Consider the following 14,238-nt stretch of genomic DNA (forward strand, 5'->3'; position numbering starts at 1 on the left):
ATTTTTATCGCCGTTCTTGCAAAGCCCGCAGACCACGGCGCCCCCGCTCGCTGGCAAACAATTCCGCCACAGTGAGAGGCAAGCGGCGGCGCCAGTTCGGGCGTTCCAGATTGGTTCCCGGCAGGTTCTGGCAATCGGTTTCGCCAGCCAAATCCTCAGCCTGCACCATCAGCAAGACGGAGGGGGCGCGGGCGAGCCAAGCATGGATGGCCTCCAGCATGTCATCTGATAACACTTCATTATCAAAGCCCTCTATCTCGATACCCTCGTCATCAAGCGCCTGCCACAGCGCCAGCTTCTCAACCTCACGCAACTCTCCCTGGCTCGCACGCGCCGCACCGTCAATCAGGCCAAGCGCGTGGCGCTCGGCAATATCCACACCTTGCCACCAACCGGCCAACGGCGGCAAATCATGCGTGGCGGCACAGGCAAGCGCGGCACCGGGGTAAAGGCGCGGCGAAATAAATTTCTCCGCGGTGCGTTCAAGCATCATCACACGGTAGCTCAATATTTTAGCACGCGCCAACGCCTCGCGCAGCCCGCCGGGAACAGTTCCGAGGTCTTCGCCGACGACGATACAATTCGCCTTGTTGCTTTCAAGCGCGAGATGGCCAATCAACGTATCGAGCGGATATCCTACATACGCGCCATCCACTGCCCGGCCGCCATCTGGCACCCAGAAAAGTCTGGAGAGACCCAAAGCATGATCAATCCGCAACGCCCCCGCATGGCGCATGTTAGCAGAAATTGCGGAGCGGAAAGAGGCGAAATTAGTCCGGCTCCACGCCAGCGGATTTGGCGGTGGCAGATTCCACACCTGCCCCTCCGGCCCCAGCGGGTCAGGTGGCGCACCTATCGACACACCCTGCGCAAAAATGCTGGCATTAGCCCAGGCTTCCGCGCCGTCTGGCGCACAGCCAACCGCAAGGTCCCGATAAAGACCCACCGCAACACCCGCCTCACATGCGGTCCTGGCGGCTGCCCCAAGCTGGCGGTCGCACAAAAATTGCAGGAACATCATGTAACGATGCTCCTTTGCATGCGCCTGTACTAACTCCCGCACCTCCACGGTTGCAGCATCGCGGAGCGGGACCGGCCATACCTGCCACGGTATTCCGGGATAAATACCACTAATAACCTCAAAATCCGCAAACTGCTCGAGTTGCTTCCCCCCCGCCGCGATAAAAGTCTCAAATTCCTGAACAACGCGATGAGCTGCATGATTTTTCGATACTTCCTCAAACCGAATAAACAGAGCCTTCAAAAAACGATTCTTCAATGCCCACACTGCCGAATAATCGATCATGGTTGATTCCGGCATATGCGCAACACCCGAAAAACCCGGAATATCCCGCAATGCATCAAGGGCCAGATGAATGGGGTCAAGATACCGCCGGTCCGATGGATGATACGGGCTCGCACGTTCACGTAAGGCCGGAAACAACATATGGAGCGGCTGGATACCGACCACAGCGGCACCATGTCTCCCGGCCATCGCTGCGAACGCCGCAAGGGCGGAAAAATCCCCGATGCCGGCATCGCCCTCGCGTCGCAGCGCATAGGTTTGTACCGAAATGCCAAAGTGCCGTTGCGATAATTCCCGCGGCACATAGCAATGTCTCGGAACGGCCGTGAGATGGCAAACTACATCCGGCGCTTCATCGAAACAAGCAACGTAATGACCAATTTCCAAACGCGGTAGACATAAGCTAAAGATTCGTATTTCGCGTCCAAGCTCATCTGTCCGGTTTTGTACCTGATACCAACGCGGGGCCAGCGTGGCAATCACGCCTCCAGCGGCACATCGCAGAATCAATTCACTCCGCGGCCAGGCATCGCAAGCTTCGCGTGTCAAAGGCAGAACCGCCTCTTCCCCGGCGTAGACCATATGCGAGTGCGGCAGCATCCGCGCCGGCGCGTCTTCCACCAACCGCGCCAAGCTATCCCGCGCCTGCGCCTGCGTCGCGACGTCAAAACCCATCGCATGCAACAGCGCAATTTGCGTCTCCTCCCTCACCGCATAGCGATTCCCCGCAATATCCCACCAATCCGGAGCGATGCCCGCAGCACTCGCAAGGCGCGAAAGAAGATGCGCATCCGCCGCTCGCATTGTGCGAGGCCGCACCGCCGTTTCGGCAAACAGCGCCACCGAACGCGCGGCAATATTCTGGCAGCCCTCATCTGCAGTGCTGCTCGTATCAAGAACCATTCGCCAAATAAAGTTCCGGCGTGGTTCCGGCAAGTTCAACGTCTCTGGCCTTTCTCCGCGATTGAACGCGATAGCCACACGGCCGGCCTCTGCATCCGCCCCCAAAATCGCAACCAACGTGGAATCAAAAGGATTGTTCCATTCATCCATATTGTCTAATGCCGCCCGCGCCGTACGCCATTCAACATCCGGAAACCCTGTTTCAGGGCCAACCATGCCTGTCAGAAATTTATAATCATGCAACACTGGATATTCACGGCGCAGAGCAATCAAGTCACGCGTGAACGCGATCAGATCATGATCGGCCTGGGTCCAATCCAGCCATGTGGTTTTGTTATCCTGCGCGTAGGCATTATTATTGCCCCGTTGAGTGATGCCAAGTTCCGCCCCCATTGCGATCATAGGCGTGCCACGCGACAGCAACAAAGTCGCCAAAAGATTGCGCTGGTCGCGTGCCCGCAATGCAACACAGGAAACATCATCGCACGGGCCTTCATAACCATGATTCCAGGAGAAATTTTCATTCCCACCATCCCGGTTACTTTCACCATTAGCCTCATTGCGTTTGTGAACATAACTCACCAGATCAGCCAGAGTAAAACCGTCATGAGCCGTAATAAAATTCACTGACCTCGAAAAATTACATCCTGAAGCGAAGATATCGGCGGAGCCGGCTAGCCTCGTAGCTAGCGCGCCGCGCATATTCGCATCACCTCGCCAGTAGCGGCGAACATCATCACGGAAACGATCGTTCCACTCAAAAAATAATGCTGGAAACCGGCCAATCTGATAGCCGCCTGGCCCAATATCCCATGGTTCGGCGATCAATTTTGCCCCACGTAAAAGCGGATCTTGCGCAATTGCTGCAAACAGCGGAGCCGCCGCATCGAATCCCGCATCACCCCGGCCCATTGATGTTGCTAAATCGAATCTAAATCCATCAACTCCTCCAAGCTCAATCCATGTGCGCAAACTGTCCATTGCCAAACGCAGTACCGCCGAACGGTTCAGCGCCACGCAATTTCCGCACCCCATATCGTTAATATATCGTTCTAAGTCATCTGGATTAAGGCGGTAATAACTTGAATTATCCAATCCACGCAGAGATAGGGTGGGTCCCCACTCGTCACTCTCTCCTGAATGATTCAACACAACATCAATAATCACCTCTAAGCCTGCCGCGTGCAAGGCATCAACCGCGCGCCGTATCTCTGGCCATCCACCGCGCGCAAGACGCGGATCAGGTGCCATCAGGGCCACCGGATTATAGCCCCAGTAATTGCTGAGGCCGAAGGCTGGCAGATGACGCTCATCAACCCAAGCGGCAGCCGGCATGATCTCAACCGTACTAACACCAAGGCCGCGCAAATGCGCAATCGCGGCCGGTTCCGCCAGAGCTGCAAATGTACCTCTGATTTCTTCGTGAATCTCAGGGTGAAGTTTTGTGAAGCCACGCACATGCAGTTCGTAGATCACAGTGTCCGCCCAGGAAATTCGTTTTGGCATCCACGGCTTCATTAACTCACTGCGACTTGTGATAACGGCCTTTGGCACGGCCTCGGCGCTATCTGCGGCCGCATGAGCGCCAAACGCATATAGCCGTGCATCCAGCGTAAACTGGCGGTCCAACGCCAGCGCATAAGGATCCACCAGCAGCTTCGCGGGATTGAAGCGGTGGCCGAGATGCGGAACATCAGGGCCATATGCACGCAGGCCATAGCGTGCTCCTACCGCAACACCTGCAATATACGCATGAAAAATATCACCGGTGCGGGCGATGAGTGTAATAACATGGGTCTGTATTTGTCCTTGGGCATCGAACAGGCAAAACTCAATGGCCGTCGCATGGGCGGAATACACCGCGACATTCACGCCCCGCATATCCGGGGTCACTCCCAGTGGCTCGGGCGAACCAGGACCTACCTCCAGCTTCATACCGGCAACCGCAGCGCCTCGTGATAGAGCGCCGCATAGCGCCTCGCCGGTTGATGCCAGGAGACATCACTGCGCATTCCATTCTTCTGCAACTCAGTCCAAGTATTTTTGTCCTGATATAATCCTACCGCACGGCGAATACCAGCTTCAATCATCACTGCATTTACAGGTGAAAATTGAATACCCGTCGCCACCCCGGTTGCCAGGGCCGCTTCATTGGCATCAATAATCGTATCAATCAGGCCACCAACGCGCGAAACTAACGGTACGGCACCATAATGAAGTGCACACAGCTGGGTCAGGCCACACGGCTCGAACCGCGAGGGCACAAGCAAAATATCAGCACCTGCCTGAATCAGATGCGCAAGGGCTTCGTCGTATTTAAATATGCAGGCCACGTTCTCCGGATCGGCCAAGGCTGCGGCGGCGTATTGTTCTTCTAGCGATTTTTCACCCGAACCGAGCAAGGCAAGTTGCCCGGCAGCAGTGAGCGCCGGCAGCACATCGGCCAGCAGGTCCAGCCCCTTTTGCCAAGAAAGACGGCTGACCACGCCGAACAAAGGCCGCATGGGGTCAAGCGTAAGGCCAAGGCGTTTCTGCAACGCAGTTTTGTTGCGCGCACGTTTAGTAAGATTTCTCACATCGTAATTGGCCGCCAGATTTACATCCGTTGCTGGATTCCAGACGTCCGTATCAATTCCATTCAAAATTCCAGACACAATGGCGCGGCGCTGTCTCAACAATCCATCCAGCCCCATACCACCCTCCGGCTGCAGAATTTCAAGAGCATAGGCCGGAGAAACCGTGGTAATCCGGTCTGCGAATTGCAGAGCGGCTTTCAAATAACCGATCGTGCCGTAGTATTCGACACCATCCAGTGCAAAAGCTTCGTCCGGCAAGCCAATCTCTGGTAATAACGCCGGATCAAACTGTCCCTGAAAGGCAAGATTATGAACCGTTACTATGGTCACGGGTTTCGCACCGCCCTCATAATGCAAAAATGCCGGCACCAGCCCTGCCTGCCAGTCATGCACATGCACAATCTCAGGTTTGAATGAAGGTAGAATGCCTTTACCAATGTCAGCGCCAGCGCGGGAGAGCGCCGCAAAACGTATGGCGTTATCAGCCCAGTCCTTGCCATCCGGCCCTGTATAGGGATTACCAGGCCGTTCATAAAGATGCGGTGCATCAAGCACGAAGAGATCAAGTCCACTTGCCGTGGCACTCAAAATCTGCGCGCTCCCGCCAAAGAATACCGGATATATATGCGCGGTTTCTATATTTTGTAAGGCCGCTTTGACCGCCGGATATCCCGGAACCAGAGTGCGCATTTGGATGCCCATCGGTGCCAAACAACCAGGCAGGGCGCCCGCGACATCCGCAAGTCCACCGGTCTTAATTAGCGGATAGATTTCCGAAGTGACGGAGAGCACACGCATGTTAGCTAATGTCCAATCTATCGATCATTGGTTGTGTAATCAGGCAGATTCCTTTCTCAGTGCGGCGAAATCGCACGGCATCCAGCACAGGATCTTCCCCAACCACCAGATTTTCCGGGATTACAACGCCACGATCAATAATGACGTTGCTCAGCCGCGCACCACGATGAATCTCGGCATAGGGTAAAATGACCGCATTTTTCACATCCGCAAAGGAGTGCACATGCACACCGGTATGCAACAGCGTATGCGTAATCGACGCTCCAGAGACAATACATCCGCCCGATACCAAAGACGAAATAGCCACACCGCGCCGCGCACCTTCGTCATGCACAAATTTGGCCGGCGGCGTGATTTCGCCATAGGTCCAGATCGGCCAGTCGCGGTCATACAGATCGAGTTGTGGCACAATATCTGTGAGATCGATATTAGCCGCCCAATAGGCATCCAACGTGCCAACATCGCGCCAGTAAACATTATGCTCCGCTGTCGAACGTACGCAGGATTGCGCGAAACGATGCGCCACAGCCTTACCATTTTCCACCAGATATGGAATAATATCCTTGCCAAAGTCCCGCGACGAATGAGTATCCGCCGCATCGCGCTTGAGTTGTTCGATCAAAAATTTTGTTTCAAAAACATAAATTCCCATGCTTGCGAGCGCGACATCCGGTTTTCCTAGAATTGACGGTGGATTCTGTGGTTTTTCAAGAAATGCAACAATTCGGTTTTTATCGTCAACATGCATAACACCGAAACCGCTCGCGTCTGCCAGCGGCACTTCCAAACAACCCACGGTGACATCAGCATTCTCATTGACATGCTGTTGCAGCATCGGCTCATAATCCATTTTATAGATATGGTCACCCGCGAGCAGAATAATGTGCTGTGGCGCATAACTCTCGATGATATCAATGTTCTGATACACGGCATCAGCCGTACCAAGATACCACATCTCTTCGGAAACACGTTGACTGGCGGGGAGAATATCAAAACTCTCATTGCGCTCCTGCCGGAAGAAATTCCAGCCGCGCTGCAGATGCCGGATAAGGCTGTGGGCCTTGTACTGTGTGGCAACCGCGATGCGGCGGATACCGGAGTTCATTGCATTGGAGAGGGCAAAGTCGATAATGCGTGACTTGCCGCCAAAATAAACCGCGGGCTTTGCCCGGATGTCGGTAAGTTCCATCAACCGGGAACCACGGCCGCCCGCAAGCACGTAGGCCATGGTTGAACGGGCAAGTGGAGCGTGCTGAGTATGTCTGGTATTCATGGACTTCCTCCGTCACCTTTTATGTTAGTTTTTTATCCGTATACTCAAAATACACTGCTGATAGCGGTGGAATTGTAATAAGTGCGGAGGCCGGAAAACCATGGCTTGCATCCATGGCCGCGGATATGCCACCCAGATTACCCATGCCAGACCCTCCATAAACAGTGGCGTCGGTGTTCAGTATCTCCCGCCAAAATCCGATGTGCGGAAGCCCGATTCGGTAGGCTTGGCGGGGTACCGGTGTAAGGTTGCACACGACAGCAACCGGCCGATGTCCCTCATCCCCAATCCGTAGCCAGGCAATAACAGATTGTTCCGCATCGTCTACAACGATCCACTGGAAACCTTCAGCTTCGCAATCACGTGCATGAAGCGCCGGCAGGGCACGGTGTAATTGGTTCAGATCGCGGATCAACATCCGCAACCCATGATGCAGCGCTTGTTCAAGCAAATGCCACGGTAATCCGGCGTCAAAATTCCACTCGGTGGTCTGCCCAAACTCCTGCCCCATAAACAGAAGTTTTTTACCGGGGTGCGCCCACATAAAGCCATAATAGGCGCGGGCATTCGCAAAACGCTGCCATTCATCTCCCGGCATTTTCGCAACAATCGAACATTTTCCATGAACAACTTCGTCATGTGAAATCGGCAGCACGAAGTTTTCAGTAAAGGCATACAATAAGCCGAATGTCAGCTTGTTATGGTGCCATTTGCGATGTATCGGCTCCAGCGCGAAATAGTCGAGCGTGTCATGCATCCAGCCCATGTTCCATTTAAAACCAAATCCCAACCCGTTCTCATGCACCGGCTTTGATACGCCAGGCCAGGCTGTCGATTCCTCTGCAATGCTGAAAGTTCCCTGATGTTGCGCATAAACGGCCGTGTTGAACTGCCGGATAAAGGCCACCGCATCGCGGTTGTCATTGGTACCATCGGAGTTAGGCAGCCACTCGCCCTGTTTGCGCGAATAATCAAGATACAGCATCGAGGCAACGGCGTCGACGCGCAAAGCATCGATATGAAAACGATCAAGCCAATAGAGCGCATTCGCGTACAAAACATTAGCCACCTCCCGGCGGCCAAAATCATAAATTGCCGTGTTCCAGTCAGGATGAAACCCACGGCGCGGGTCCGCGTGCTCGTATAGGGCCGTACCGTCAAATTGAGCGAGGCCGTGAATATCCGTCGGAAAATGCGCCGGCACCCAGTCCAGAATCACACCAATTCCCAGCGCATGCGCGCGGTCAACGAAGCGCGCGAAGCCATCGGGATCCCCAAAGCGCCTGCTCGGAGCGAACAGGCCAATCGGCTGATAGCCCCAGGAAGCATCAAGTGGATGCTCACACACCGGCAACAACTCCACATGCGTGAACCCCATATCGGCAACATAAGGCAACAGCCTGTCCGCGAGTTCATCATATGAAAGAAAATCGCCATCATCGCGCCGTTGCCAGGAACCGAGATGAACTTCATAAACGCTCATCGGCGCCCGATGCGGCTCAACCTGCCCGCGCTGGCGCAAAAGCGCCCCATCCGTCCAGATGAAATCATCCGTGCGGGCAACAACCGAAGCCGTCGAAGGGCGCCGCTCCGCGCTGAAGCCGAAGGGGTCGGCCTTTAGCGGCAAAACAGCTCCCTCCGCGCCGAGAATTTCAAACTTGTAGACTGTGCCAACGCCAATTCCGGGCACAAATATCTCCCACAGGCCCGAGTCGATACGCTTGCGCATCTGATGCCTGCGTCCGTCCCAATGGTTGAAGTCACCCACCAGCGAAACGCGGCGCGCATTGGGCGCCCATACGGCAAAATGCACGCCGGACACACAATCCAGCGTCATCAACTGCGCCCCAAGCCGTTCATAAAGGCGGCGGTGGGTTCCCTCGATCAGCAGATGATCATCCGTCGCCCCCAACACCGGGGGAAAGCGGTATGGGTCATCAAACTCCCAGCTGCCACCATCATTTTCCGCATGAAGGCGGTACAAAATCGGCGCGTCATAGGCAGGGATCAACACCTCGAAAAACCCGGCGCCGCGCGCGGTGAGTTCCTGCCTTGAACCATCCTCCAACAGTGCGGCCAGGCGTGCCGCATCCGGCACAAACGCACGTATCACAACCCCTTCAGCCACCTCATGCGGCCCCAGCAGACCAAACGGATCGGCATGGCAGGCCGCCAGCAGCGCTTCGATCTCGGTCTGCTCTGCCCGCCAGCCTGCCATAGCCATGCTCCCTACTCTTTTTTCTGCGCCTGTGTTTTCCATATTTCGTCGGCATACTCAGCAATCGTACGATCCGACGAGAACCAGCCCATGCCCGCGGTGTTCAGGATGCTCGCCTTCCACCACGCCGCGCGATCCAACCATTTCGCTGCCACCTCGCGTTGGCAGGCGTAATATGCGTCGAAATCCTCGCAAACCAGAAAATGATCGTGATGGGTGAGAATATCGACCAGCCCCGCATACCGTCCAGGGTCATCGGGGGAGAATACGCCAGAGCCGATCGCATCCAGCACTTCGCGCAATGCCGGCGAGCGCGCGATCGTCTCACGCATATCAATCCCGCGTCCGCGCCGCTGCGCCACCTGCTCCGCCGTCATGCCAAATATGAAAATATTTTCGTCGCCGACATGCTGCTTGATCTCTACATTCGCGCCATCAAGCGTGCCAATGGTGAGCGCGCCATTCAACGCCAGTTTCATATTTCCGGTGCCCGACGCCTCCATGCCGGCGGTCGAGATCTGTTCCGAAAGATCAGAGGCGGGAATAATCGATTCCGCGAGGCTTACATTGTAGTTAGGCAGATACGCCACCTTCAGCATCCCGCGCACCGTCGGGTCGTTGTTGATGACATTGGCAACATCGTTCGCGAGTTTAATAATCAGCTTGGCATGATGATAGCTCGCCGCCGCCTTGCCCGCGAAGATTTTCACGCGGGGCACCCAGTCCAGATACGGCTGCGCGCGGATCGCATCGTAGAGCGCCACCGTTTCCAGAATGTTCAGCAACTGGCGCTTATATTCATGCACCCGCTTTATCTGCACATCAAACAGCACATCGGGGTCCACTTTAACATGGCAGCGATCTAAAATGATTTTCGCAAGCGCCACCTTGTTCTGGCGCTTTACCGCGGCAAATTCCCCCACAAAAGCAGCATCGCTCGCATAGGGCGCAATTTTCCGCAACGCCATCGGATCATCATATATGCCCTCCCCCGCTGTATCAGCCAGCAGCCGGGTCAGTCCGGGGTTTGCCTCAAACAGCCAGCGGCGGAAGGTGATGCCATTTGTTTTGTTAACAATACGGTCAGGATACAGCGTGCCGAGATCACGGAACACTGTTTGTTTCAGCAATTTGCTATGCAGCGCTGAAACGCCATTCACCTTGTGCGAGCCGATGAAAGCCAGATGCCCCATCCGCACGCGCCGCCCCGCATGTTCATCAATCATCGAAACCGCGGCAATCAACCGCGCATCCGTGTGGCCAGATTTGCGCACACTATCAAGATGCAAGGCGTTGATCAGATAAATGATCTGCATCTGGCGTGGCAACATACGCTCCAGCAACGGCACCGGCCAGCTCTCCAACGCTTCGGGCAACAAGGTGTGATTGGTGTAGGAGATCGTGCCCTGCGTGATTTTCCAGGCTTCTTCCCAGGCAATGCCATGCACATCCACCAGCAGGCGCATCAGCTCGGCGACCGAAATCGCCGGGTGTGTATCATTGAGTTGAATGGCAACATGCTCAGCCAGGCTGCGCACTTCCTGATATTGCTTGAGATGGCGGCGCAAGGCGTCCTGCAAGGAGGCGGAGGCGAAGAAATACTCCTGGCGCAGCCGCAACTCCTGCCCCGCCGGGGTTTCATCGCTCGGATACAGCACCTTGGAGATCGCCTCGGCGCGCATTTTATCCGCCACCGCGCCAACATAATCGCCCGCATTGAACACATCGAGCTGCAGCGGGTCGCACGCGCGCGCCGACCATAGCCGCAAGGTGTTCACATGCGCGCCGCGCCAGCCAACCACCGGCGTGTCATAGGCAATCGCCTCGACATATTCAGCGGGTTTCCAAGCATACCGGGTCGCGCCGTCAGGCGAGGTGAGCGCCTCCACCGCGCCGCCAAAGCCGATACGGTAACAAACCTCCGGCCGCTTAAACTCCCACGGATTGCCCAGAGCCAGCCAATCCTCGGGGTATTCCTGCTGCCAGCCATCCTTCAGCACCTGGCGGAACAAACCATGGTCATAGCGGATGCCATAGCCATGGGCCGCGATGGAAAGTGTCGCCATGCTCTCCATGAAACAGGCCGCCAGCCGCCCCAGCCCGCCGTTGCCCAGCGCCGCGTCAGGCTCCAGCGTGCGCAGGCGCTCAAGGTCAACGCCCAGCTCCCTGGTGGCTGCGCGCATTGTTTCCGTCAGGCCCAGATTATTTAGCGCATCGCCCAGCAGGCGGCCGATGAGAAACTCCAGCGACAGATAATAAACCCGTTTCGGCCCGTGCACATAGGCCGCGTTGGTCGAGGCCATCCACCCCTCAACAATCCGGTCCCGCGTCGCGTAGACCACCGCGAGATACCAATCGTACTCGCTGGCGCTGGCCTGATTTTTGCCGACTGAATAGGTCAGGCGGCGCAAAATCGCCTCGCGCAGGTTCGCGACGCTATCCGCCGCCGGGGCAATGTCCCGGCCCGTGTCCGCCAGGCTTGGCGCGCAGGCGGCTTCTGAGGTGTTGTTCATGCGAAATTCGGCCCTTCAACAACGCGGTCCAGGTTCATTTTGCCAGCCTAACCGCGAACCCGCCAACGACCAAGCGCGAATTTTCCGCGCCTGATCTTTCCCCTTGCTTTCATGATGCTTCCCGCTATTCGTCATAGCGAAATTTGCTGACGCGCCCTTTGAGTTGATCATGAAAACCAGGACCCCCGCCATACCTGACCTGACGAACACACACCCCGCCTCGCCAGAATATGATTGCGCGCGGGGGGGCGGGCGGGCGCATCACCGCGCGGGCGAAACATGAGCGTTGACGGCCCGGCGATGGCAACGGCGGCCGAGCATCTGCGCATTGCCGATTTTGGCGTTGGCCTGGCGGCGGCACTGGTGGCAAAGCAGTTTGCCGAGCTTGGGGCCAAGCTCTCGCGTATTGAGCCGGCCGGGGGCGATCCCTTCCATCTGGTCTATCCCGCCTACAGGTTCTGGCGGCGCCATGCCGGGCTTGCACCGATCGAGCGCGCCGGGGAAATTCTCGCGGCCGCCGATGTCTGCATCATTGGCGGCGAGGATTATCCAGGTCTCGCCACGCCCTGGAACGCGCAGGCGCTGAGCCGCCAATATCCCCGCCTGGTCGTGCTGCAAATACAAGGCTACCCAGACGACCCCGCCCGCCCCGCCGTGGACCTGCTGGTGCAGGCGCGAACAGGCGCCGTTTATGAGCAGTTCTCGGCGCGCCCGGTGGCGGCGGGTTTCCCCCTGCCCAGCTACGGCGCCGCGCTGCAGGGGCTTGTCGCAACCTGGGCCGCTCTGGTTGAGCGCGAACGCAGCGGGCTTGGGCAGGTGGTCACCATCTCGCTCGCGGCCGGTGCCGCCATGTTCTGGAGCCCGTTCTGGATGAAGGCGGAGCACGCCGACGCCGGGTTCAACGGCATCACCCCGCGCGATGTCCGCCAGCTCATCCTGCGCTGCGCCGATGCCGAATATGTGCAAATAACCATGGGCGTTCCTGGCGCCCTGGCCAAAGTACACGCAGCACTCGCCATTCCCGGCGATGTTGATCCGCATGACCGCTGCATGCCAGACCCCGCGCGCGGCGCCGCCAATTTTTATGGCGATTTCAGCCTGTTTAACGCCCACGCCGCCCGGCATACCCGCACCGGCCTGTTGCGCGCGCTGCATCAGGCGGGCGTTCCGGCGGAGGCTGTGCTGGCGCCCGGCGAATGCTGGGATGATGAACAAACCAGGCTGAACGGAATTATCGAGACCAGCCCGGACGGGTGGCAGGGCGTGGGCAGCCCGCTGCGCATCAGCCGCGCCGTTGTGCCGCAGCCGCTGCCCGAGCGCCTGCCGCCATTGCCCCCCGGCGCGCCGCCGTTGACCGGCATTAAAATCATTGATTGCGGTGTTTTTGTCGCTGGCCCCTATGCCTCCAAACTGCTGGCCGATTACGGCGCGGATGTCATCCGCGTGGAGCCGCCCGCCGGGCGCGCGACGATGAGCGGCGAACGCACCATCATCAGCGCCAATTTTGGCAAACGCACCATCTGCGTCGACGCCAAAACCACCGGGGGCCGCGCCATTCTCGCGATGTTGTGCCGGCATGCCAGCGCCGTGCTGCATAATTTCCGCCCCGGCGTCTCCGGGCGCCTCGGCCTCGACCAGACAACCCTGCGCCAGATCAATCCCGGCCTCATAATACTGGAGACCACCGCCTACGGCGGCAGCGGGCCAAAGGCGGCGGCACCAGGGTTTGACATGATCATGCAGGCCCATTGCGGGTTGCAGCACCGCGCCGGCGGCGCGGGCAATCCGCCGCTCTGCAGCCGCACGCCGCTGGTGGATTTCGCGACCGGCGCCATCGGCGCAATCGGCCTGCTGGTGGGCCTTTATGAGCGTCTGCGAACCGGCGGAACCATTGCCGCCGAAAGCAATCTGCTCAACGTGGGCACCTACCTGATGGCGGAACTGGTCCGCGCGCAGGATGGCACGCAAATGGGAGCGCCCAGCCTCGATGCCGCGCAGTCCGGCTTCCACCCCGCCGAAAGCCTGTATCAAACAGCGGACGGCTGGGTCGCCATTGCCGCCCGTTCCAACACCATGGCCACGGCGCTGGCCCAGATGCTGGAGCTTGAATTGCCCGCCAGCCGCGCCGCATGGGGCATGGCCGAACGCTCCCAGCTGGCTTCAAAAATCCGTGGCCAGACAACCGCAGCACTGGCGCAGGCGGCCAAGGCCCGCGGTATATGGCTTGAGCCCTGCGTCCGCGACGCATGGGAAGAGACCCCGCCCGACGGCACAATTTTCCGCGAAATGCATGATGATGTATACGGCAAGGTCGTCCACTGCATCGGCCCGCTCGCCACATTCTCACGCAGCAAAACAGTGCCGGCGAAACGGCTTTCAGTCGCGCCCGGGCAGGATACCAAATCCATCCTGACCGAGCACGGCATAACCGCGGAACAGATCGAGACCTGGCTGCGGGAAAAAGTGGCCGTTTAAGTCAAACCAACCAGATGAAATTAATGGCGAGGATAGCGGCGGGTGCGCTTTAGAGTGTGATTGGTTTAAGTGCGATCACGCTCCAGCCATTTCTCCACGCGGTGATGCACGGCTTAGCATTACAGTTGTGATTTTTTGGTTGCGAAGCGGCTTAATCTCTGAATCAATGGGTCACC

Annotated in this window: 6 protein-coding genes; 1 reads left to right on the forward strand and 5 read right to left on the reverse strand. The window is 57.5% G+C overall.

Features of this window, described 5'->3' with window-relative positions; translation table 11 throughout:
- Window positions 1-4 precede the first annotated feature (4 nt).
- Genes glgX through QQJ84_RS08585 form a run of 5 tightly spaced genes read right to left on the reverse strand, consistent with a single transcriptional unit; the run spans window position 5 to window position 11,587 of the window.
- Window positions 5-4,144, reverse strand: a complete 4,140-nt coding sequence (glgX, locus tag QQJ84_RS08565) for a glycogen debranching protein GlgX (protein ID WP_284257727.1) — start codon at window positions 4,142-4,144, stop codon at window positions 5-7.
- Complete coding sequence (glgA, locus tag QQJ84_RS08570) at window positions 4,141-5,583, reverse strand: glycogen synthase GlgA (protein WP_284257729.1); 1,443 nt, start codon at window positions 5,581-5,583, stop codon at window positions 4,141-4,143. The genes glgX and glgA overlap by 4 nt, the downstream gene beginning before the upstream one ends.
- A 1-nt stretch (window position 5,584) precedes the next feature.
- Window positions 5,585-6,856, reverse strand: a complete 1,272-nt coding sequence (glgC, locus tag QQJ84_RS08575; RefSeq protein WP_284257730.1) for a glucose-1-phosphate adenylyltransferase — start codon at window positions 6,854-6,856, stop codon at window positions 5,585-5,587.
- 19 nt (window positions 6,857-6,875) lie between these two features.
- Entirely contained in the window at window positions 6,876-9,074 is a 2,199-nt protein-coding gene (gene glgB / locus QQJ84_RS08580; protein ID WP_456304814.1) for a 1,4-alpha-glucan branching protein GlgB, read from the reverse strand.
- 11 nt (window positions 9,075-9,085) lie between these two features.
- A complete protein-coding gene (locus tag QQJ84_RS08585; RefSeq protein ID WP_284257732.1) occupies window positions 9,086-11,587 on the reverse strand; it encodes a glycogen/starch/alpha-glucan phosphorylase in 2,502 nt (833 codons plus the stop codon).
- Window positions 11,588-11,866: 279 nt separating this feature from the next.
- On the opposite strand from QQJ84_RS08585, the gene QQJ84_RS08590 reads away from it, so the two are divergent.
- A complete protein-coding gene (locus QQJ84_RS08590) occupies window positions 11,867-14,062 on the forward strand; it encodes a CoA transferase (RefSeq protein ID WP_284257733.1) in 2,196 nt (731 codons plus the stop codon).
- Window positions 14,063-14,238: the final 176 nt, after the last annotated feature.

The sequence above is a fragment of the Acidocella aquatica genome (genome assembly GCF_030160635.1).
Lineage (GTDB): Bacteria > Pseudomonadota > Alphaproteobacteria > Acetobacterales > Acetobacteraceae > Acidocella > Acidocella aquatica.